General features: G+C 55.1%; 24 protein-coding genes. 21 read left to right on the top strand and 3 right to left on the bottom strand.

Going from position 1 to position 22,324, the window contains the following annotated elements; translation table 11 throughout:
- Positions 1-120 precede the first annotated feature (120 nt).
- From AC3Y2E_RS23745 to AC3Y2E_RS23675, 15 genes are all read left to right on the top strand, one after another.
- Positions 121-549, top strand: coding sequence for a cell wall hydrolase (locus AC3Y2E_RS23745; RefSeq protein ID WP_190928372.1), 429 nt, complete (start codon positions 121-123; stop codon positions 547-549).
- A gap of 156 nt (positions 550-705) precedes the next feature.
- Positions 706-1,506, top strand: a complete 801-nt coding sequence (locus tag AC3Y2E_RS23740; RefSeq protein WP_379214790.1) for a peptidylprolyl isomerase — start codon at positions 706-708, stop codon at positions 1,504-1,506.
- A 75-nt stretch (positions 1,507-1,581) separates the two neighbouring features.
- Positions 1,582-1,908 (top strand): antibiotic biosynthesis monooxygenase family protein, encoded by a 327-nt coding sequence (locus tag AC3Y2E_RS23735; protein WP_332073795.1) that lies wholly within the window; start codon positions 1,582-1,584, stop codon positions 1,906-1,908.
- A 212-nt stretch (positions 1,909-2,120) separates the two neighbouring features.
- Positions 2,121-2,513: a flagellar protein gene (locus tag AC3Y2E_RS23730; protein ID WP_379214787.1), complete on the top strand. Its 393-nt coding sequence runs from the start codon at positions 2,121-2,123 to the stop codon at positions 2,511-2,513.
- Between the two features lie 75 nt (positions 2,514-2,588).
- Positions 2,589-2,870 carry a hypothetical protein gene (locus AC3Y2E_RS23725; RefSeq protein ID WP_190928380.1) on the top strand — a complete coding sequence of 94 codons (282 nt, stop codon included), beginning with the start codon at positions 2,589-2,591 and terminating at the stop codon, positions 2,868-2,870.
- Positions 2,871-3,283: 413 nt separating this feature from the next.
- A complete protein-coding gene (gene rpoD, locus AC3Y2E_RS23720; protein WP_190928382.1) occupies positions 3,284-4,237 on the top strand; it encodes an RNA polymerase sigma factor RpoD in 954 nt (317 codons plus the stop codon).
- A 688-nt stretch (positions 4,238-4,925) separates the two neighbouring features.
- Positions 4,926-6,227, top strand: coding sequence for an ABC transporter substrate-binding protein (locus tag AC3Y2E_RS23715; protein ID WP_379214784.1), 1,302 nt, complete (start codon positions 4,926-4,928; stop codon positions 6,225-6,227).
- A 142-nt stretch (positions 6,228-6,369) separates the two neighbouring features.
- Positions 6,370-8,247, top strand: a complete 1,878-nt coding sequence (locus AC3Y2E_RS23710) for a glycosyl hydrolase family 28-related protein (protein ID WP_379214782.1) — start codon at positions 6,370-6,372, stop codon at positions 8,245-8,247.
- A gap of 68 nt (positions 8,248-8,315) precedes the next feature.
- Positions 8,316-10,466 carry an SGNH/GDSL hydrolase family protein gene (locus AC3Y2E_RS23705; RefSeq protein ID WP_379214779.1) on the top strand — a complete coding sequence of 717 codons (2,151 nt, stop codon included), beginning with the start codon at positions 8,316-8,318 and terminating at the stop codon, positions 10,464-10,466.
- A 219-nt stretch (positions 10,467-10,685) separates the two neighbouring features.
- A complete protein-coding gene (locus AC3Y2E_RS23700; RefSeq protein WP_332073797.1) occupies positions 10,686-11,168 on the top strand; it encodes a small multi-drug export protein in 483 nt (160 codons plus the stop codon).
- 14 nt (positions 11,169-11,182) lie between these two features.
- A complete protein-coding gene (locus AC3Y2E_RS23695; RefSeq protein WP_379214777.1) occupies positions 11,183-11,923 on the top strand; it encodes a hypothetical protein in 741 nt (246 codons plus the stop codon).
- 19 nt (positions 11,924-11,942) lie between these two features.
- Positions 11,943-12,347, top strand: a complete 405-nt coding sequence (locus AC3Y2E_RS23690; protein WP_379214849.1) for a GntR family transcriptional regulator — start codon at positions 11,943-11,945, stop codon at positions 12,345-12,347.
- Positions 12,344-13,216 carry an ATP-binding cassette domain-containing protein gene (locus AC3Y2E_RS23685; protein ID WP_379214775.1) on the top strand — a complete coding sequence of 291 codons (873 nt, stop codon included), beginning with the start codon at positions 12,344-12,346 and terminating at the stop codon, positions 13,214-13,216. The genes AC3Y2E_RS23690 and AC3Y2E_RS23685 overlap by 4 nt, the downstream gene beginning before the upstream one ends.
- A gap of 96 nt (positions 13,217-13,312) precedes the next feature.
- Positions 13,313-13,927, top strand: coding sequence for a DedA family protein (locus AC3Y2E_RS23680; RefSeq protein WP_379214773.1), 615 nt, complete (start codon positions 13,313-13,315; stop codon positions 13,925-13,927).
- 337 nt (positions 13,928-14,264) lie between these two features.
- Complete coding sequence (locus tag AC3Y2E_RS23675) at positions 14,265-14,567, top strand: hypothetical protein (RefSeq protein WP_379214771.1); 303 nt, start codon at positions 14,265-14,267, stop codon at positions 14,565-14,567.
- A 734-nt stretch (positions 14,568-15,301) separates the two neighbouring features.
- Here AC3Y2E_RS23675 and AC3Y2E_RS23670 read toward each other — a convergent pair.
- Together AC3Y2E_RS23670 and AC3Y2E_RS23665 are read right to left on the bottom strand one after the other, a co-directional pair.
- Positions 15,302-16,141, bottom strand: a complete 840-nt coding sequence (locus AC3Y2E_RS23670; protein WP_379214769.1) for a 1,4-dihydroxy-6-naphtoate synthase — start codon at positions 16,139-16,141, stop codon at positions 15,302-15,304.
- A complete protein-coding gene (locus AC3Y2E_RS23665) occupies positions 16,138-16,821 on the bottom strand; it encodes a futalosine hydrolase (RefSeq protein ID WP_379214767.1) in 684 nt (227 codons plus the stop codon). Before AC3Y2E_RS23665 ends, AC3Y2E_RS23670 begins: the two co-directional genes overlap by 4 nt.
- A 169-nt stretch (positions 16,822-16,990) precedes the next feature.
- Here AC3Y2E_RS23665 and AC3Y2E_RS23660 point away from each other — a divergent pair, with 169 nt between their 5' ends.
- From AC3Y2E_RS23660 to ccmA, 6 genes are all read left to right on the top strand, one after another.
- Complete coding sequence (locus AC3Y2E_RS23660) at positions 16,991-17,755, top strand: transporter substrate-binding domain-containing protein (protein ID WP_332073805.1); 765 nt, start codon at positions 16,991-16,993, stop codon at positions 17,753-17,755.
- A 214-nt stretch (positions 17,756-17,969) separates the two neighbouring features.
- On the top strand, positions 17,970-18,356 hold the full coding sequence (locus AC3Y2E_RS23655; protein ID WP_379214764.1) for a hypothetical protein: 387 nt from the start codon (positions 17,970-17,972) through the stop codon (positions 18,354-18,356).
- Positions 18,357-18,358: 2 nt separating this feature from the next.
- The gene (locus AC3Y2E_RS23650) at positions 18,359-19,693 is read left to right on the top strand and encodes a right-handed parallel beta-helix repeat-containing protein (protein WP_379214762.1); all 1,335 of its coding nucleotides are present in this window, start codon (positions 18,359-18,361) and stop codon (positions 19,691-19,693) included.
- Positions 19,690-20,238, top strand: a complete 549-nt coding sequence (locus tag AC3Y2E_RS23645; RefSeq protein WP_379214760.1) for a nitrous oxide reductase accessory protein NosL — start codon at positions 19,690-19,692, stop codon at positions 20,236-20,238. Before AC3Y2E_RS23650 ends, AC3Y2E_RS23645 begins: the two co-directional genes overlap by 4 nt.
- On the top strand, positions 20,235-21,056 hold the full coding sequence (locus AC3Y2E_RS23640; protein ID WP_379214758.1) for an ABC transporter permease: 822 nt from the start codon (positions 20,235-20,237) through the stop codon (positions 21,054-21,056). Before AC3Y2E_RS23645 ends, AC3Y2E_RS23640 begins: the two co-directional genes overlap by 4 nt.
- Entirely contained in the window at positions 21,049-21,780 is a 732-nt protein-coding gene (ccmA, locus tag AC3Y2E_RS23635; RefSeq protein WP_379214755.1) for a heme ABC exporter ATP-binding protein CcmA, read from the top strand. Before AC3Y2E_RS23640 ends, ccmA begins: the two co-directional genes overlap by 8 nt.
- A 69-nt stretch (positions 21,781-21,849) precedes the next feature.
- On the opposite strand, the gene AC3Y2E_RS23630 is transcribed toward ccmA, so the two are convergent.
- On the bottom strand, positions 21,850-22,212 hold the full coding sequence (locus AC3Y2E_RS23630; protein WP_190928412.1) for a c-type cytochrome: 363 nt from the start codon (positions 22,210-22,212) through the stop codon (positions 21,850-21,852).
- Between the last annotated feature and the right edge of the window lie 112 nt (positions 22,213-22,324).

Here is a 22,324-nt window from a genome sequence, read left to right as displayed (position 1 = left end):
CACAGCAGTTTGACACAAGGCGCGAAGCAATTTCCGCCGCTTTCGGCCGATAGGCAGTCACCCGTGGGCGATTCGCGTAATATGATGGTTGTAGAATAAAAACGTCTGCGAGGTGTACGAATGGCTGTCGTCAAAGCAAGGGCCAACGATATCGATCTGCTTGCAAGACTTCTGCGCGCCGAAGCGGAAGGGGAAGGCGAGCAGGGCATGATGCTGGTCGGCAATGTGGGCATCAACCGGATCCGGGCGAACTGTTCCGATTTTAAAGGGCTGCGGACGATCCCGCAAATGATTTACCAGCCCCACGCCTTTGAAGCGGTTCAGCACGGATATTTTTATCAGCGGGCGAGAGACCGCGAGAAGCGGCTGGCGCAACGGTCGGTTAACGGGGAGCGGAGCTGGCCGGGCAAGTTCAGCTTGTGGTACTTCAGACCGGAGGGCGACTGTCCGCCTACCTGGTACAATCAGCCTCTCGTCGGCCGATATAAGCTGCACTGCTTCTACGAGCCCAAGCCGGGCGAATGTGATAATATTTACAATACGTTCTAGATACCGGCAGGGCTCTCGGCCGGCCGGTATGCCGCCTTTGCTGACAAGGGCGGCTTTTTTGCGTCCGCATGCAGTCGACTGCAGGGAAGTCGGCCGCTCGTGAAGAATACCAAAGATGTCCGTAATGGAACAAAACAGGATCAAAGGTGGATCGGAATGAAAAACAAGCTGCAAGGAATCGCAATCGGCATTATCATCGGCGTCGTATTCTCCCTCACTTTCGTATCGGCGTCCGGAACGAGCACATCGATCGACGTGTATTTTAAAAATTTGCGTTTTCTGTTTGACGGCGTCGAGAAGAAAACGGAGCAAAGCAGCTTTATCTACGAGGGGACGACTTATGTGCCGATCCGTTTCGTCAGCGAAGCGCTGGGCTTGCCTGTCAAATACTTCGGCGAGACGGAAACGATCCGGATCGGGCGAATTTACGACGCTCCTCCGGCAATGACAATCGATCAAGAGCAAACGTACGAGGCGACGATCACAACGACCAAAGGGAGCTTCAAGGTGGAGCTGTTTGCGAAAGACGCCCCGAAAACGGTCAATAACTTCGTTTTCCTGGCCAAGGACGGATTTTACGACAACGTCTTGTTCCATCGCATTATCCAATCGTTCGTCATTCAGACCGGCGACCCGACCGGAACCGGAAGAGGCGGACCGGGGTACGAGTTCGAGGACGAGCTGGACAACGGCCACAAATATGAGATCGGGACCGTCGCGATGGCGAACGCCGGAGAGGATACGAACGGCAGCCAGTTTTTCGTATGTACGGGAGCGAACTGCGATAATTTGAATAAAAATCCGAACTATTCGATCTTCGGCAAAGTGTCGGAAGGCATGGAAGTCGTTACAGCCATCGCCGCCACGCCGGTTGAACTGACGGCATACGGCGAACCGAGCAAGCCGACGGAAGAGGTTCGCATCGAGAAAATCGAAATCGCGGTAAAACCGCAGTAGACATCTTGTTGAAAATGAATATCATTGTCATTATAATAGAAAAGAAGCAAGCTGACTTGGGTGAGGAGTGAAGCAATGTTTTTTGAGACAATAACCATTACGGTGAAAGAAGGGACGTCCGGGCTGGTCGTCGACCGTTTCAGCGGACCGGGACATATCGAGAAGTCGGAAGGTTTTATCGATATGAGCATTACGGTGAAGAAGACCCGGCGGGGCGACGAGGAAGTCATGATATTGATCCGCTGGGAGTCTGAAGCGGCGTGGAAAGGCTGGGAGACGAGCGAGGTTCATATCGAGGGCCACCGTCAGAGCAGAGGCCAGCCGAAGCCGGACCACATTATCGACCGGACCCACAGCCTGTATGAAGTTAAGGCGGTAAAGGGCTACGCAGGCGGCCAATAAAACGGAGTCTCCTCCGTTGCCGCACTGCACGGCATACATAACGTATAAGAACGGATAAGAAGAAATCCTTGCTGAGCCGCTGTAACGCGCGCCAAGCAAGGATTTATTATATCCGGAAAACGTGTCTGTTCATAAGTTCTATTGTAGGATGACTGTCCATATAGTAAAATAGTAGCAGGACCTTTTACTTATTGCTAAGGGAATGATGCCGGGTGAGTGTACAAGTGGATCATTGTCCGAACTGCGGCTCCGTCTACCGGAAAAATTTCCGCAACATCTGCAGCGATTGCAGCGCCGCTCAAGATACGTATTTGAGCCGCTGTCTCGATTATTTATGGAAATATCCCGATGCGGCAACCGAAGAAGTCAGCCGCATGGCTGAGGTTCCTTTGGCGTCCCTTCATAGCTTTATTAAAGAAGGCCGGATCTCGCGGTTTTACCGCAAGCTTACCTACCCGTGCGAATGCTGCGGCGCCCCGGTACGGGAACGCAGGTTATGCGGATCGTGCAGCGCTCCTTTGCAGGAGATCGCGCGCCAGCTGCAATCGAGAGTCATTCCGCTGCAGCCGGGAAACGGCTATATTATGAACAATCGGAGAAAATAACGGAAACAAGTGTCACTTTGAACAAGCGGCCCCTCATATGATGGTTAATATTCGGTATGAGGGGGAAGAACTGCGATGGCATCTTGTCTTCCATGGAAATACAAAAACGTGACGCCTGCTGTGTTCCGCTCGCTCCAGACGCTGGGGAAACAAAAAGGCATTACGATCCCGAGCACGCCCTCGGGGACGTTTACGGTAAAGGTTGCGGGGATGCAGGTTAGCTTCCAATACGCCTGGGACGGAAAAACCGGTCAGCTTATGCTGAAGTGCGTATCCAAGCCTCCGCTGCTGGGCTGTTCGACGATCAAAGGGTTTGCCGATAAAATCGTAGCCGAAAGCGGCGGGAAATCGGAATAATCCAAAAGTGATGGAACGTGCGCAGGAAGCGAAGCTCAACCGTAACCATCTTGTATGGTTATGGTTTTTTTGTTTTTCATCGCAGAAACGATTTCGACTTGAAGCTTTTCATAAGGAAAGACAAGCTGTGAAGCGGATTGAGCCCGTTTTCGATTTGTGAAATAGAGGGAACCGGCAGCTAAAAGGCATCTAAAAAAGCCTCCCTCCTGCAACAGGAAGAAGGCTGAAAGTTTATGGTTGATTTCGATTGGAAACTATGTTATTATCAAGGGTATAGCTGATTGGGATCATCAAATTTTCATTACTGTTCTACTTTACAGTACCATATGCTAAATTAATTGTCAATACCGGAAATGGAGAACGATCCCAGTTCCTAGTTGGCAAGATGAACTATCCAGGTTGGGGGGAGCCGTATGACAGACAACGATCGTCAACCGGGACCGGAGACAGCGATTACGCTGGAACAGGTGAAAGAGGGATTTGCTTCTTCCGGGGAAGAGACGAACTTCGCAGACGACCTGACACTGCCGCCGGGCACGAATATCAACGATCCTGTTCGTATGTATCTGAAAGAAATCGGGCGTGTTCAGCTCCTTTCTGCCGAAGCGGAAATCGACCTTGCCCAAAGAATCGTCCAAGGCGACGAGGAAGCGAAGCAGAAGCTGGCCGAAGCGAATCTTAGACTCGTAGTCAGCATCGCCAGACGGTATGTCGGCCGGGGCATGCTGTTTCTCGACTTGATTCAGGAAGGCAATATGGGGCTTATGAAAGCGGTCGAGAAATTCGACTACTCCAAAGGATTCAAATTCAGCACTTATGCCACATGGTGGATTCGTCAGGCGATTACCCGCGCTATTGCCGATCAGGCCCGAACGATCCGGATCCCGGTACATATGGTCGAGACGATCCATAAGTTTATCCGGGTGTCCAAGCAGTTGCTCCAGGAGCTCGGCCGCGAGCCGACGCCCGAGGAAGTGGCGAAAGCTATGGATCTTACGGCCGAAAAGGTCAGGGAGATTATGAAGATCGCCCAGGAACCGGTTTCCCTGGAAACGCCGATCGGCGAAGAAAACGATTCGAACTTAGGGGACTTTATCGAGGATCATGATGCGCTGGCACCACCGGATGCGGCTGCCTTCGAATTGCTGAAGGAGCAGCTGGAAGACGTGCTCGATACGCTCACGGAGCGGGAGGAGAACGTGCTTCGTCTGCGCTTCGGCCTGGATGACGGGCGGACCCGTACGCTGGAGGAAGTGGGGCAGGTGTTCGGCGTTACCCGCGAGCGGATTCGCCAGATCGAGGCGAAGGCGCTGCGCAAGCTGAGACATCCGAGCCGCAGCAAGCGTCTGAAAGATTTTTTGGAATAAAGGATATGCTTGTATAAATAAGTAGGCGACCCGCACTTTGGTGCGGGTTTATTTAATTAGAATGCATCGAATGCATCGAATGCATTAGCGTGCATAAGAGCGGTTTGTACCGTTTATTTTGTCCGGAACCGGCTTGGCTGGGGAAATAAGAGCGGCCGGGGCGAAGGCCACCATTTCCTCACATGCACCACAGTTGGGGCTGCACGTTAAAGGAAGGGCTATTCCATTAGTGCTCCTATGGCAGGGGAACGTTCCTCTGTTTTATCATAAGGACCTCAATTTCCACGGTAAAGTGGAGGCTGAGGTCCTTTTTCACCGGGAAAATCGGTTCGAAGCGAGCACCAAAAGCCCGAAAAAATCGCTTTGGAGACAGCCTCTTTTCTTTATTAGTGCAACGGGGCCAGATCCATGGTTCAATCGCGTGAAGAAAGTTCTGGTATACTTATATTTAAATTTTTCGAGCGATTTGCATGGAGAAGTGAACCGGATTTCGCAGCTGAAACGGAATGAATCTACAAGTTAGTCCATGATTACGAAACTCACTGAAGTTGATAAATAAGCATTGACAGCGTTAACAACGAGAAATATAATCATAAGTGAACCAGAACTTCAAAAAATGCTAACAAACAAATAATGCAGATTATAATGGTTCACTTATAGTTATTTGATCAGAAAGGGGATATTTACGATGATTAAGAAAGCGATTACAGTTTCACTCGGCGCTATGCTGGTGCTCACCGGATGCGGCGCAGGCGGCCAAGGAGGGGCGAAAAGCACCGATACCCCCCAGCCGGAAGCGTCCAAGCCCGTGGAGAAGGCGCCTGATCCGGTCACCTTGAAAATGTACGATGTGCAGCAATTTACGGACGACGATTTCAATCGGTTAATCGTGGAACCGGTGAAGAAGAAATACCCGCATATTACGATCGAGCGGATCGCAAAAGCGAACAACCCGATCGACAACGTAATCGCCACGAAGCAGCAGTTCGACCTGGCCACCTTATGGCACGGCGGATTGCCTTCGCAAAACTTGCTCGACTATTTGGAGGACATGACGCCGCTCATCCAGAAAAACAAGTTCGATCTCGGCCGATTCGATCCGAATGCGCTCGATGCGGTTCGCAAAGTTTCGAACGGGGGCTTGTTCGGCATCCCATACAACGTTAATTTTAATGCGTTGTATTATAACATAGACATCTTCGATAAGTTCGGAGTCGGTTACCCGAAAGACGGGATGACTTGGGACGAAACGATCGAGCTGGCGAAGAAGCTGACGAGAAGCGAAGGCGGAGTCCAGTACAAAGGTCTTGATCCCGACGGTCATGTGCGCATGATGTTCCCGCTCTCGCTGAACCTGGTCGATCCGAAGACGAACACGGCAAATATTAATGCGAACGATCAATTGAAGCGGGTGTTCGAAATGGGCAAAACGATTCACGACATACCCGGCAACGAGCAGCAAGGCTCTTTCCTGAACGTGTTTCCGAAAGATAAGACGATTGCGATGCTGGCCACCAGTAATTTTACGTCGTTCTTCCGCGACGTTCCCAACTTGAATTGGGATATCGCTCAATATCCGAGCTACAAGGAGCGCCCGAACGTGTACGGCATGTACGATCTCCATGTGATGGCCGTCCCGAAGACGAGCAAGCTGAAGGACGACGCGTTCAAAGTGATCGAGGTGCTGATGTCCGACGAAGTGCAGCTTGATTCGGTCAAAGTGACGGGACGGGTGTCGCCGCTGAAGGATCAGAAGTTCAAGGACAATTACGGCGCCGACCAGCCCGGGCTGAAAGGGAAAAACGTCAAAGCGATCTTCAAAAGCAAGCCGGCGGAAGCGCCCGAATTCTCCAGATTCTACTCGGACGCCAACGCCGTCGTCACCGCCGAATACAAAGATTATCTGGCCGGCAAAAAAGACGTCAACAGCGCCTTGCGGGACGCGGAGGAAAAAATCAACCAAGCGATCAAGACCAAGCTCGGCAAATAGGCCGATGATGAATCACCGATAGGGGACCAGGCGTGCCAGCTTGGGTTCGAACCGTCTATGGTCTGGGGTAAAGGATGCGGCAGTGTCCGAACGGCAGTCCGAATATCCCGTTCGAAACTTTGGCGAAAGCGGGGCATGTCGAATGGAAAACAAGTCGAGCGGCAAGTCGCAGGAAAATCAGGGAGGAGCCCGCCCGGTCAGCCGGCGGACGGCGATCGCGGCGATCGGCACAGGGACGCTGGCGGCGGCAGGAGCGGCCATGCTGCTCCCTAAAAGTATCGCAATGGGCCAAACGGTAGCAGGAGCTGTGTACGGCGGCGGCGAAAGTTGTTGCGGGGCCGCGAATGTGACGATCGCCCAGTTGCGGACCGACACTGCGCCCGACTCGTCCGGAGGTTTCTACTACGTAACGGATGCGGGCCGCGAAGGGGAGTTTTATTATGACGCCGGCGATACGTCGTCAGCGGACGACAACGGTACCATTTTCGTGTCCGGCTCGGGGAAGCGTTACAAACGGTCGTCGGGGAGATTTCCGGCCAACGTATACAACGTACGCTGGTTTGGCGCAAAAGGCGATAATGCGGCGGACGACAGCGCGGCATTTCAGGCGGCGATCGACAAGGTGCAGGAGTTGTACGAGGTGGACAAAACCGGAGGGACAATCTACGTGCCTCCGGGGAAATACAAGGTGACGGGGCTGACGGTGAGAAAGCCTTACGTAACGATCAAAGGGGAAGGCAGCGGTTCGTCGATCCTGATGAATTACTCGAATTCGGCGGCCATGTTCGATATTCAGCGGGAGGCGAACGTGACCAGTTCGATGCATAGTTTCGAGATGCGCGATCTGATGATCAAAAACAATGTGAACCGGCTGCCGGGAGATCGCCCGTTGGTGTACGCGAGACAAATGGTGTCCTCCCGGTTTACAAACGTCATCTTCCGCAATTCGAACGCTTTTGAAGGCGGCAGCGGGTATAACGGATCGGGTCTGAAAATATTAAACGGTTTTGAGCTTACGTTTACGAACTGCGTGTTCAGTCATTTTCTGAAAGGATACGCCGTCGATTTGCCTTGCCAGAGCATGAACGTCGGCAACCATCATTTCCTCGACTGCTTGTGGATGTATTGCGGTCACGGGCTGCTGATCGGCAGAGGCGGCAGCTCGATGCACAATTCGACGCTGCTCTCCAATCCGAAGTTCGTCGCTTGGCAAGGCGGCCATTATATTCGGGACGGCAAAGTGAAATATGCGCAAACGACGATCGCGTCCTCGCCTGCGGCGAATCAGGTGACCTTAACGAACGCAAGCGGTTTCGAGAGCGGCCAGCTGGTGCTGGTCGGCAGCGAGAGCCGGCTTACGCCGGCATATATAAGCGCAATCGGCGGCAGTACGATTACGCTTGACCGGGACGTATCCGTCCTGCCCGGCGACACGGCGCTGCAAGGAACGGTGGCGGTGCTTAGCGGCTGGAACGTTCAGGAGGTGCGGATGAACGTGGGGCATTTCGAAGGATACGACGTCGGTTTGCTTGCAAGCAATCATCTCGGGCTGATCTCGCTTGACAGCGTTCATGCGGGGAATTGCTCGAACGTCGTCGTCATCGACGATCAGGTTCAATATGTATCGATCCAGAACAGCCGCGTCTTCGCCAGCGATCCGAATAACCTGTGGCCGAATTGGTGGACGGCGGTCCGGATTACGAAGCTCGACAGCGACGACAACCTGATTATACTGGATAACAATATGATCGAAGGCGGCGGTGCTTATGTGTCCTATGCGGGCCGCGAGGTGGTCAACCAGACGGCTTTCCAGCCGAAGGTGCGCATCCAGAGCAGACAAAGCGGGGCCGTTTACGCCGGCAAGTTCGACCACTCTTTCAGCGGAAACGTCAAGATAGGCGGAGCCTGGAACGGCCCTCACCTGATCATGGGGACGTATCATCTGTGGGTGGACGCCTCCGGCGCGCTGCGGATGAAGGATAGCGTTCCGTCAGGCGATCTGGACGGCAGCCCGGTGTAATTCCGCTTCGGGCACATCAACACATCAAACGCTGAAAGCTGCCGCGCTTCGGAGAAAGTCGGGGATCTATGAATCTGGAATGTACACGCGGCGAATGTCCGCGAAAGATGCGAGTCGCTTTTGCGGGAGACAGCATTACTTGGGGAGACGGGATGCTGGATGACGGCTTCGTCGGAGAAGCGGACCGTTATATCCGCCAGACGTATGCCGAGACGCTCGCCAGCGAGCAGTTGCAGTTGAACGTTTCCGGGACGGCGGAAGCTCTCAGCAGCCGCAAGTTGTATGGCGGCCGCGCCTGGAGACTGACGGGAGCCGGCAGCGCGGTGTCGTTCGAGCTGGAAGGCGACGAACTTACCGTCGTGCAGGCGATGGAGCGGGGGAACGGTTCGGCTTCGCTGATCGATGTGTATGTCGACGGCGCGTTGTTCGATACGTTCTCCAACCGGAACGAAGCCCCGTGCGGGGAAGAGACGATCCGGTTCGTCGCGGACGGTGCGGGCAATACGTTCGATTTGGGACGTCCGTTTACTTATGCCCATTCGGTCAGCGCGGATGGGAGGCCAGCCGCGGGAGGGCTGAATCGCGGCGGTTACGGAGCGGTTTTTCCGGCGGATCAAGACTACCGGGTAATTCGAATCTACGGTTCGGATGCGCACGGGGAGACCGAAGTGCATCATGCGCTGCAGTTTCGCCGGACACCCGCACAGGGGACTGTCATTGAAGCTTCTTTCCGTTACGGCGAAACGATCGCTTATGCGAAAACGACCGTCGGCGAGACAGAGGAGCGTCTCGGCTCCCCGCTCGAGAGCCGTTACGGCGAAGGCGGCGTCGCTTTCGACCCGGCGAGGCCCGTCGCGGTGAGCAGCGGACTCGATTACCGCATAACCGACGATCGGGCGGTCCGGACCTGGACGTTCCCGGATACCAGGAGACGAACGTTCGAATTGAAAATACGCGGTTTCGATCCGCTGGGCGGCAAGACCGGAGATCCTTATCTGATCGTCAATTTTGTGACGAACCGGTTCCATTCGATCATGAACGCGGGAATCGGAGGATGGACAGCTAATCTGTATAAGAGCGACAAAGGATTGAGAAACGTCAACCGTCTGTGCGACTGGAAGCCGGATATTCTTTTTATCGGTCTCGGTACGAACGACGACTGGGAGGCTGGAAATACGTTTGCCGCGGTTCGGCGGATCGAAGGACTAAGCGAAGCGGGCGTAAGGCGCTTGCCTACTCTGCTTATTCAGAACTGCCGGTATGACGGGCCGGATCGGTACAGCGTCGATACGGCCGAGCTTATCGTCGCGGTCTGCGAACAGCGATGCGTCGTCATCGATGGTAAGGGAGCTTCGTTCGACTCCGTGAAGCAAGGGGATCTTGTCGTCGTCGGCGATTATTACGGCGACAACCGCAATGTGCAGAGCCGGCTGATCGAAAGCTGGGACCCGGATACCCGCACGGCCCGATTCGCAGAGCCGCTCGAACCTACGCCGCTCACGCCGCACATACGGGATTATGCTGGCCAGGCGGTACGAATCAAACGTTTGGACGGTTTCGTAACGGCGATGGAGCGGATGCTCGCCGTCATCCGGACAGCCTCTCCCGCAACGAGGCTCGCTCTGATCGAGACCGGGCTGAGCAACTATAACACCCGGCTTCTGATGGGTTACCCGGAAGTGATCCGGGATATCGCGATACGTAACGGAGCGGAAACGGTGAACGTGTATCGGCCTCTGATGCAGTGGCAGTATGAACAGCCTCACGACTTCCAGGGGTACATAGGGCCTGGAGAGCAGCAAAGTTCCGACGGCTCTTCCGAGTATTCGCTCGTTACCCCGGATGGCAGCGACATGGCGGAGTCTGCACGTTACCAGCTGCGCAACTGGTCCGTTCTCGTAGACGGGCGGGAGAGGTACGGCGACGGCTGCCGGATCGAAGGCGGCTACGCGCTTGCGTTCCTGCCCGGCACGGAGCCGGAGCAGCTTACGATCACGGATTGGAACGGGCGAGGCCGTAATCCGAAGGTCGGGTACCGCTTCATTCCGTCGAGGCTCGTCTTCACCCGCGATGTGCCTCCCCCCGGGGCCCGGATCGAAGTATCGGCTTCGCTCGCGAAGTGGAGTATGGACGATGCGCATCTCGGAATGCCCGGAGGGAACGGCATTTACGAAGCGCAGGTGAAAGCGGTGATCCGGCGGATGACAGGCCGTGAATAAATACGAAGTGGGGAGAACCTCCAAATCTTTAGGCGTTGGCCGGGATTGGAGGTTTTTGCGTGCTTCCGGAACGACAGGTAATACGGCAAGTGAAAAAAATTGCAACAACCGGGTACGGACGATTGACAATCGCTGAACTGTGATGTACTGTGTATATAGATATAAACACATGTACACATACACAGTATATCACTTACGCAAACCGAGGAGGATTTTCACATGATTATGGAGTATTTGGATAAGTGGTCTTATTTGGCAGTATTCGTCCTGTCGGCCCTGCCCTGGGTCGAGTCGGCGATCGTCGCGTTTTTCGCCGTTATGTTGGGGCTTAACCCTGTAGCATCCGGAATTCTCGCGTTTTTGGGCAATTGGCTCGTCGTCGTTCTGGTCGTGTTTCTGTTTGACAAGCTGAACGTATGGCGCAACCGCAGAAAGGGAGCCGCTCTGAATGAAGAGGCCGACAGCAAGAAGAGAAAGCGCGCCTATCACATTTTCGTTAAGTACGGTCTGCCCGGACTTGCCGTTATCGGTCCGCTGTTTATCGGAACGGAGATTGCCGCCGCTTTCGCTATGGCGTTTAAAGCCCCGCGTGGAGCCGTCATGTTCTGGATGACGATCGCTTTGGTGTTCTGGACTGTGGTTGCCTGTGTTGCCGCTTATTTCGGGATCGATGCGGTCGGCTTTATCCGCGGTACCGTATAATTGGAGGGAGAGCCATGTTGCGCGATGCTTGGCCGATAGCCTGGTATGAATTCAAACAGCGTTATCTTTCGCTGGCGATGAATATGATCGCTTCCGTACTGATTGCGCTTGTGGCTGTAGAGGCGCTGATGCGGTTTGAAAGGGACGACTTGTCACTGGATAACGTTCTAACGTTTTTGAATGTCGCAGATTTGCTGCTGCTTGCCGCTCTTCCGGCGCTCGGAGCGCTTTCGTTCTCCAGAGAATACATGTCCTGGAATTCGCTGACCGATGAACCGTTTCTGAAAAGGCTGCGGTTTTACCGGATGTGGGCGATCCCGCTGCCGGTTATTGCTTGGAGCCGCATGCTGTATATGCTGTTTTGTTTTGTAGTCTCGATGACCGTTTTTGTTATCGTATTCGTTGCCGTGGGCTGGACGGTGCTATCGGATACTAGACCGATTGCTCATTTATTGTCGTTCGCGCTTGTCTGGACTGGTTATGCGGCCGCGATTTGCGGCTTGCATCCCTTTCTGGAGTACGGGGCGAAGGCCAAGATGATCCACGTGGTCTCCATCGGAATGGTCGTAGTCATTATCGGAGCCGATCTGCTGCTGAACTACTTGCTGAATAAGACGGTGATTTTGCAAGTGCTCGATATGGTGAAAAGGAATCCGTTCTGGCCTGCCGCCATTTCGCTGTGCGCGGGTGTTATCGGCATCATCGCATTTCAGCGGGGGCTTGTTCGGCGGCTGGAACGTATCGATCTTCCCTGAGAAAGGAGGCGAAAGGGCCATCCGACTGCCGATTCAAATATCCGAACAAAGCCGGGAGCCGATCTATCATCAGATCGAGCAGCAGCTCCTTTCGTGTATCGTCAGCGGCCAGCTAAAGCCGGGCACGCCGCTTCCCTCGATCCGGGCGCTCGCAGGTGATCTGGCCTGCAGCGTCATTACCGTCAGTAGAGCCTATCAGAATCTGGAGCAGCAGCGGTATATCCAGACGATACAAGGCAAGGGGACGTTTGTCGCGGAGATGGAGGCTAAGCAGCAAAAGCAGGTGGCGGACGCCAGCTTGTATCAGGCGTTCCGAACCGTTGTCGAGATGAGCTTCAGGCTGCAGATGGACCCGGATACGACCCGCAAAACGTTTGAGCAGGTGCTGGAAGATATGTTGAAGGAAAGGGGGAAGCAAGGATGAACTCGACGATTGCGCTCCGGACGGAGCGGCTGGTGAAGCGGCGTGCCGATTACTGTCTTGGACCGGTCGATCTGGCGCTGGAGCATGGATACACCTACGCGCTGGTAGGCCCGAACGGAACCGGCAAGACGACCTTGCTGACTTGCTGCATGAACTTGACGCGGCCTACTTCCGGTAAGGTGGAGCTGTTTGGCCGCTCCTATGAGACCGGGGAGGCGGAGATCCGAACCTATGCCGCATTCGTCCCGGACCCTCTCGAAGGCTGCGAATCGTTTACATTGCTGGAGATGGAGAAGTTTATCGGCAGGTGGTACGAGCGGTGGGACGGGGAGGACTACCGCAGACGCGCGGAACGGTTTCGAATCCCGCTTCACAAACCGTACGGTCGGTTGTCGCAAGGAGACCGCAAGAAGGCGGCCTTGACGCTTGCGCTCAGCACGAGGGCGCCGCTGCTGCTGCTGGACGAACCGACGAACGGGCTCGATCTGGCAAGCCGCAGCCAATTGAAGCAAATGCTCGTAGAAGATTCCGAGACGATGGAACGCACCGTCCTGATGTCTACGCATTCCGTAGAGGATATCCGCCAGTTTGCCGATTATATATTGCTGCTAAAAGAGGGGCGGGTAGAAGGGCCGTACGATAAGGACAGCTTGTCGATGTCCTGGCGGAGATTGTGGCTAACCGCCCCGGCGACTCTCGATATGTCGGCGGTACCGGGGGCGGTAGAGTGGAGAGAAGCTCCCGTACCGCACTTGATCACCCGGGACCGGGATGCTGCGCTGGCTTATTTGGAGGAGAACGGCGTTCTAGTGACAAGCGAACAACCGCTGCCTTTGGACGAACTGCTGGAACGGCTGCTGCAGCTGTAAAATCAACTTGTAAAATCTATGAAAACAGCTTCCAAAACTTGCTTTCGCGGTTTTCGTATGGTATAGATGGATACGAGACCAACTGGGAGGCTAAGGATGCAAAGCTGGATTACGGACTTTATGAGCGAGTACGGTTATATCGGCATTTTTCTGATGATAGCACTGGAAAATTTGTTTCCTCCGATTCCGTCCGAGGTAATTCTGACCTTCGGCGGATTCATGACCACTTATTCGGAGCTTACGGTAACAGGCGTTGTCGTAGCGGCAACGGCAGGAAGCATCGCGGGAGCTATTGCCCTTTACGGCATCGGGCGCCTGTTGCACGTAGACCGGCTGGAAGCGATCATTGACCGCTGGGGACGGCTGCTTCGCGTGAAGAAGGAAGATTTGCATAAATCGGCCGCCTGGTTCGACAAATATGGGTACCGCACGGTATTTTTCTGCCGGATGATTCCTCTGATCCGCAGTCTGATCTCGGTTCCGGCCGGTATGGCCAAGATGAAGTTCGGTCTGTTCCTGCTGTTCACCACGATCGGGACCTTGATCTGGAACGTAGTGCTCGTCTCGGTAGGCGCCGCTGTCGGGGAATCGTGGGAAGATATCGTCGGTTTCATGGACGTGTACTCCAATGTCGCTTATGCGTTGATTGCCGTCGCGGGTCTGGCGGTCGTCTACTTCTGGATTCGCAGAATGAGGAAGAAAACTTCATAGAATGATATAGGATCGCAAAAGCAGAGAGCCGCCGGTTAACAGCCGGGCGGTTTTTTTGCTTTGAGCTTGGAGCTTAGAGCTGAGCAAATATAATCCGCTTGCAAGAAAAGTTGTTTCTTACAAGGGGCATTCGTCGTGGAAAAGGCTTAGTTTAGAAGCTTTTCATAGTTAGCGGACACGTTTTGACCCGCAGGAACCGTTCCATAAACGAACAGTGGAATATTGCCGAGTTATTAGCCATACATCAGCTTGAGAACATTGATGCACTCCATAATGTCGATTATTATAGTCTTAATTTGTAAAGAAGCGGGGACGCGGGAAGGGGGCGGGTGGGAAGTTGGTTTACGTTATAGTTAACTTGTTTCTCGTCGCGGCGTTCACCTTGTCGATTCGGAGAGCCGGTGTTTCCAGACCTTATTCGAAAGCGCAAAACCATATGAACAATCAAGTTCCCGGAGCGCAAGACGGGATCGGCATTACAAATCCGGTCGCTTATTGGATTATCGGCGAGGATCGATGGTCGATAGAAAAATTCAGGATGGCGCTTGTACATTCCGTTTTCTTGACGCTGCTGCTCATTGCCGCTTATCCAGCAGTTCATTGGAGGGAAGCGCATGACTCGGAAACAGAAAGCAACTGATGGACTGTAATCTATAAAGAGGGGGCGAGAAAGGCGAGAACATGCCTCGGTGCCTTTGGCTGATGGAACAAATCAATTACGCGTTCTCTCCCGATTAATAAACGCCTGCTGGCAAGTCGGTAGTTCGGAACCGACAGCGCCTGCGGCGTTTTTGTATGTTTGTATAGGATAGCTTGAGGATGGAGCAGCGTATAAGATATGTTTGCAGCCTTTATTTTGTCCGAAACCCGCTTGAATGGGGAAATAGGAGCGGTTTGGAGCTGTTAAAATCGGTGAAAAGCGTGCAGCCCCCGCCGGTATGCGAAAATAGGAGGTACAAACCGCTTTTATTCGCCTCGGTTTTGCGAATAGGCCGAAAATAGAGGGGGCAAAAGACCCTTATGGGGATCGACCGACCGCCGTCACATCGTCACGTTGCGAAACAACGGGCTGGAAATTACGTTGCGGTACGAACAATTTCGTAATCCACAATTGGGCCGCACACGTCGTTCCCAGCGAAGGCTGAGCATAAACCGCTGGCAAGAAAGCTATTCGGGCTGCAAAGGAAGTCGCGGCTGTAGCTGCTGCCGCCGGTTACTGCCGGTTGCTGCCGCCCAAACGATCCACATAATGAGAGAGCGTCCGCAGCGAAGGCGTCCGTTCCCTCCCGCACTTCCTTGAATGGATTAGCGCGCACCGAAAAGGCCGTCCCGACGGCGTTCCTTGACCGGCTTAAACGAACCGGCGCAAAGAAATTACCGCAGCAGAGCCGGATCGATCTCCGGCACGAGCCCCTCCTTGGCGGCCCGTGTAAGCAAAGCGGTAATGGCGTTATACCCGTCTTCCCCTAAATTGGCCGTAAACTCGTTTACATACAGCTCAATATGCGCCTTCGCGACTTCCGGCGACATCTCCTGGGCATGCTGCATGACGTAACTCCGCGACGCGTCCGGGTTCGCCCAGGCGTATTCGACTGAAGCGCGGGTCCAGCGCGCGATCGCGTCCAGATCGAGCGAACGGCGGGCGATAATCGCTCCGAGCGGGATCGGAAGTCCCGTATCGGTCTCCCACCAGCTGCCGAGATCGCTCAGCATGTTTAACCCATAGGACGGATACGTAAAGCGGGCCTCGTGAATGACCAGACCGGCATCGATCCGGCCGTCGCGGACCGCCGGCATAATCTCATGAAACGGCATTACGACAATGTCCTTGACGCCGCCGGGCACTTGCTGGGCCGCCCACAAGCGGAACAGCAAATACGCGGTAGACCGTTCGCTCGGCACGGCTACGCGCCGGCCGGCGAGTTCGGCCGGAGCTGTAATGCCGCGATCGCCTCCGGCGGATAATACGAGAGGGCCGCAGCCTCTGCCGAGGGCGCCTCCGCAAGGCAGCAAAGCGTAGTCGTTCAGCACCCAGGGGAGGGCGGCGTACGATATTTTAAGCACCTCCGGTCCGCTCGAAGCGGCGGCCAGATTGTTGGTGATGTCGATATCCGCATAGGTGACATCGAGCGTGGGCGCTCCGGGCAGCAAACCGTGCGCCCATGCGTGAAAGACGAATGTATCGTTCGGGCAAGGCGAATAAGCGATCTTCATGGCAGTACCTCCGTTAGTAGGGCGCCGGCAGACTCCAGCGTCTTCATGGCGTCTTTGATATTCCAGGCGGAGCGGTCGCGGGGCCCGACCGGATTGGAGATGGCGCGGATCTCCAGCACTGGCAGTCCGCGGCCGGCAGCCGCAACCGCGACACCGTAACCTTCCATCGCTTCGGCAGCCGCCCCGGGGATGCGGCGGACGAGTCTCTCCGCCGTCTCGGCCGTCCCGGTAACGGTGCTCACGGTCAGGACGGCACCTGTCGTCACGGGATGTCCGGCGTTGTGCAAAGCTTCGGCAAGGCGCGTAGATAATTCGGGTTCTGCAGCAATACGCGAGGAACCGAATCCTAACTCGTCCACGCTGATAAAACCGTCGGGCGTCTCGGCGCCGAGGTCGGCGGCAATCAGAGCGTCGGCTACGACAAGCGACCCGACAGGCGCCCGGCCTACAAAACCGCCGCCAATTCCGGCGCTGATGACCAGTCGGTAGTCGCCCGCTGCAAGCGCCGCGGCCGTTCCCGCTGCCGCTGCCGCCGTTCCGACGCCTGCCGCCGCCAGTACGAACCGGTTGTCGCCGCCCAATCCGCGCTGCAGCGCTTCTTTTTCCGCCTCGACGGCGGTTATGATCAGATAAGGCTTTTCGGTGCTGGAATTAAAATATAAATTCGGAGCTTGGCTCATCCGGTAACCTCCTTGACTTGCGGGTACAACCCTGTCCTATACAAACTTATCCCGAATAGGCCGCTGTTGTAAAGAGGCGCCGGGATTTCCCGGACCTGCATAACCGTCCGGCCTGCGACAAACACTACCTTTAATTCTACAGGTTTGGCAAGGAAAAGGAGGCCGCTTCGTGAAAGGTGCAATACGTTACTGCTTGGGTGTGGGACTGGTGGCAGCTGCATTGACGGTATCCGGCTGTGCGAACCAGAAAACGCTGAAGGTCGGAATCGAAAGCGATTTTCGCCCGTTCACCTATACGGAAGGCGGGGAAAACAAAGGGTTCGAGGTCGAACTGTGGGAAGAGATCGCGAAGAAGGGGAATATCAAATACGAACTTGTCCCGATGGAGATGGGGAATATGTCCACAGCGCTAAAATCCGGTGACGTTGATCTAGTCATTGCCGGCATGACCGTTAATAAAGCGCGCAAAGACAATTTGGCTTTTTCCGATCCGTATTTTCAGACCGGGCTCGTGATGCTGACGGCGCAGGATAATACGGACATAACGGGCAAAGATAAACTGAAGGACAAGACGGTGGCGACGCGTATCGGCTCCACGGCTTATACGTACGCGGGCATGCTGCCGAAGCTGAAGGAGGTTCGGGGTTATCCCGATATCAATCAGGCGTATGAGGATTTGGCCAACAAAAAAGTCGACTGCGTCATTTTCGACGAGCGGAACGCTCACGATTATATCCAAACCAAAGGCCAGGGCAAAATCAAAATCGTCGGCGACGTTCTGAACAAAGAAAGCTATGCGATCGCCGCCAAGAAACGAAACAAATATATCGGCAACATTAACAGCGCCATCGAACAAGTATCCAAAAACGGCACCTACGAAACGTTATATATGAAATGGTTCGGCAGTAAGCCGAAAAAGCTGCCCGGCCAGTAAGTGCGTCAGCAATAAAAGTTGAATAAATTCAGCTTACATCCGGCGGCCCGCTCTTCGCAGAGTCGGGCTGTTTGTGTTGTCGAGATCCACTTGTCAACTAATGCTCACATTTGCGGACCGTTTATAGCCCGTTATAGTCATTTTAAAATCGGCCTGGTCGGATATGATAGATAAGGAAGCAGAGAAAAAGACTAGCCGGAAGGAGTCGGCCGACATGAGAATCAGATGGTCCATAAAAATGACAGCGTTGATGCTTGTGTTTCTCGTAGGCGTATTGTCCGCCTGTTCGGGAAGCGATATCCGTTCTGTCGACCCGGCGGATGTGGAAGTGGGATTAAAGTCCGATCCGTCGCCTGCCAAAGCGTCCCAGCCGGTAACGCTGACCGCGACGTTCGGCGGGGTGGAGCCGGCCGAATGGGCGAAGGCGGTGCTCGAAATCCGGGTCGACGGCAGCATGAAGCTGGTGGATGCGCCGAAGACGCCCGAAGGGGGCTACGCCGCCAAGTTCACGTTCCCGAAGGCGGGGACCTATGACATCTACGTGCATCTGTACCAGGGAGATTTTCACGTGACGAAACTGAAAAAGCTGGAAGTATCATGAGGATGTCCGCAATTGGCAAAGTTCTCGCGATTGTATGCCTTTCGGTTGGACTCGGAATCGCTTCCGGGGAGCGGACACGGGCAGCCGACGCGGCGATGGAAGCGGCGATTATCCAGAGGCTGCTGGACGAGGCGCGTGCCGGAGAGACGGTGCGGATTCCGCCGGGCACGTATGAAGGCTCGATCGTCATCGACAAGCCGCTTCGGATCGAGGCGGACGGGGACGTAACGATCGTCGCGAGGTCCGGCAAGCCGGCCGTGCATATAACCGCCGACGGCGTTCAGATCGGAGAGCTGCAGCTGGTCAACGAATCGTCCGGTGATTCGTCCGCCGTACTCGTGACAGCCAATGACGCCAAGCTGTACGGGCTAATAATCCGGACATCGGCTTTTGGCATCAAGCTGGAGGGAGCGAACCGCTCCGAGATCCGCAATGCGGATATTACATGGGGCGGCCCGGAATCGGCGAAGCTGACCGAGAAGCGGAACGGAATCGACTTATACAAGTCGGACGACAACGTAATGACAGGCAACACGATATCCTCGATGCATGACGCGATCTACTTGGAGAGCAGCAACGGCAACAAGATCGAGAGCAATCAAGTGGAAAAGTCCCGCTACGGGATTCACTGCATGTACGCGGACCGTACGACTATACGCGGCAATACGGGAATCTACAATGTAACCGGCGCGATGATCATGAGCGTCAAAAATTCCGAGCTGTCCGGCAACTCGTTTGCAAAGCAAAGCGAAAACGTCCACTCGCAAGGCATATTGATGTTCGACGTGCAATCGACGCGCGTAGTTGACAACGCGGCGGAAGGGAACCGCGTCGGGATCTATGTCGAACAGTCGCAGCACAACGAGTTGTCCGGCAATGTGCTTACAGGCAATTTTATCGGCTTTCAATTGCTAGACTCCGAGAACAACCGGATTAGCGGGAACGAGCTGATCGGCAGCGTGGTGGACGCAGAGGCGAGGGACAGCCGGAACAATGCAGTGTCGGGCAATTACTGGGATTCGTTCCGTGGAATCGATACGGACGGTGACGGGCGCAGCGATACGGCGTATGCCATCAATCCGTTTTTTCAGGCAATGGCGAAGGCTAAGCCTGCGTATCAATTGTTTTTTCAGTCTCCGGGAATGACATTTCTCGAAAGTTTGTTTCAGGGCGGCCGCCAGGAGTGGACGACGGATGCCGCACCGCTTATGAAGCCGCCTTCTTACGGTACGAAGGCAGGCGAAGCGCCGCATGCGGCGGCCACGGGCATTCTGGCGTCGTTATTGCTGGCCGCGTCGCTGGTAATCATTTATTATACGGGGGTTAGACGATCATGATCATGAACAAAAAAAACGGATTTACGGCGCTTGCGATTATTCTCGCGATGCTGATGCTTGCCGCTTGCGGAGGGAAAACCTATGAAGCAGTCCCGATTCAAGAAGGGGTCGACAAATGCGAGATTTGCAATATGCTGATCAAGGACGACGAATTTGCAGTGCAGCTGCTGACCAAGGAAGGGAAGGTTTACAAGTTCGACGACATCGGCTGCATGAACGAATGGAAGACGAAAAACCTCTCCGTACCGGTTACGATCGAGTTCGTGCGGGATCATGCGAGCAAAATGTGGATCGACCTGGAGAAAGCGTATTTCGCCTATGACGCTTCATTCAAGACGCCGATGGCATACGGGCTTGTCTCGTTCAAGGATAAGGCTTCGGCCGAGAAGTATATCAGCGAGCAGGGCAAAGGCAAACTGCTGAGCGCAGCGGATCTGAAATCGCATGCGTGGGAACGGAACAAGGCGGGCATGGACATGCATCATGGCGAAGGACATGAGCAGAAAGCCCATTCCGAGACGGACAAGAAAGGAAGCTCGCATTGAGCCACGTCATCCATGTTGCGCTGCGGGAAGTCAAGATCGGATTCCGCAATCCTTGGGCCTATTCCTTCATGGCCCTTTTTACCGTATTCAGCCTCGCGCTGCTGCTCATCCAGGCGCAAAACGTTGTACGGGGCTACTCCGCTGCGACGGGGACGATGCTGAGTCTGATCTTGTACTTGCTGCCGCTAATGACGCTGCTGCTCGGCTCGTTCTCCCTGACGGCGGAGAAGGAGGAAGGGAGCTGGCAGCTGCTATCGACGTATCCGATGAGCACGTTTTCGTTCATCTCCGGCAAATATGCCGGCCTTGCCGTCGTCCTGCTGACGATCGTCGCCTTCGGCTTCGGGATTACCGGCTTGCTCGGCGCGATCGCGGGCCAAAGTTTCGACGCTGGCACGTGCGCGCTGTTCCTCGTGTTCTCCGCCGGACTTATCTTACTCTTTTTGGCTGTCGCTCTGGGGATCGGGACAATTGCGGGCAACCGTTGGCAGGCGCTTACGTATGCGGTGGCGATCTGGTTTTTCGCGATAATCGGCTGGCAGGCGCTGCTGATTGCCGGATTAGGCATGCTCCCCTATATGTGGATCAAACCTGCGGTTACGGTGCTGACCTTCCTGAATCCGGCCGAGCTCGTCCGTCTGTTCGTCGTCGTCAAGCTGGGCGGCGGAGCGGTGCTCGGACCGGAGTATTACAATTGGGTGCAGTGGATTCGGGAGCCTTCCGGCACATGGGCATTCCTTGGCATATGCCTCGTCTGGATCGTGATCTCGATCGGACTGGCGAACCGGATCTGGGAAAGGGGGCGCGCCCGTGGATAAGCCGATGGTAGTATTGAAAGATGTGGCGAAAACGATTGGCAAACAAACGATCGTACAGCAGGTGCAGTTGTCGGTGCAGCCCGGTCAGGTGCTCGCGTTATGCGGAGGGAACGGGGCCGGCAAAAGCACAATTCTCCGGATGGTGGCGGGGATGACGCAGCCCACCTCCGGGACGATCGAAGTGAACGGGATCAAGTGGAAGGAGAACCGGAGACGATACGCCGAGCAGATCGGTTATATGCCGGACGATTACCGGTTCGGTCCCGGGCTGACCGCCATGGAGACGCTGACGTTCTGGGCGTCGCTGCGCGGTCTGCCGAAGAGCAGGGTGGAGGAAGTGCTCGCCGACGTCGGACTGACCGAAACCGGACGCAAGCCGGTCGCATCGTTCTCCAAAGGGATGCGGCAGAGGGTGTTGTTCGCGCAAGCGCTGCTGGCGCGCCCGCCCGTGCTGATCATGGACGAGCCGACCAACGGGCTGGACCCGTACTGGATGGATTCGTTCGTCAAGCTCGTGCAGGCGGCGGGAGAGGCCGGCCAAGCGGTTATTTTCTCGACGCACCAGCTGGAGATTGCCGAGGCGCTGGCCCAACGGGTAGCTTTCCTGCGTCAAGGCCAGATCGAGCTGGAGGGAGCGGTGGAGGACATCCGTACACGGCTCGGATCGAAGGGACTTCACGACGCGTTCGCTTCCATGTTTGGCATTCAGAGGGCGGCGAATTGACCGCTGGATTGCTCCGCACGCAGCGCGGCCCGGCATCTGCGATACCGGGCTGCCGTTTGTTTCCTCGATTTATTTATGTTCGGCCAGCCATAACGACAGGTTGGCAATCTCCTCTTCCTTCAAGGAGCTTTTGAATGCGGGCATTCCGCCTTTGCCGTTCAGAATCAGCTTGTACAGCTGCTGCTCGGTAAATTTGGTTCCCGCCTTCTGCAGGTTCGGGCCGATCTTGCCCTGGAGCTGGTCGCCGTGGCACGACAGGCACGATTGCTTATACACCGTCTCGGCAGCGACTTTGTCCAGCGTGACGGCAGGTACGGCGATTTGCGGTTCCGGCTCCGCTTCGGGTTTCGGCTGGGCCGACGTTACGATCAGCATGACGAGCCCGAAGGTGCAGGCACCGAAAAACAGTACGGCCATGATCCATTTTTGCATGTGGACAACCTCCTTTCAACCGTACAATACCAGAGCGGACCTGCGCTTGTATATAGCTCCAAATAGTCATGCCCGGCGCGGAAGGCATGACGGTTACCATTTACGAATCGCT

The organism is Paenibacillus sp. MAH-35, assembly GCF_058135425.1.
Note: the sequence above shows the minus strand (reverse complement) of the source record. Positions and strands in the feature narration are given on the sequence as shown.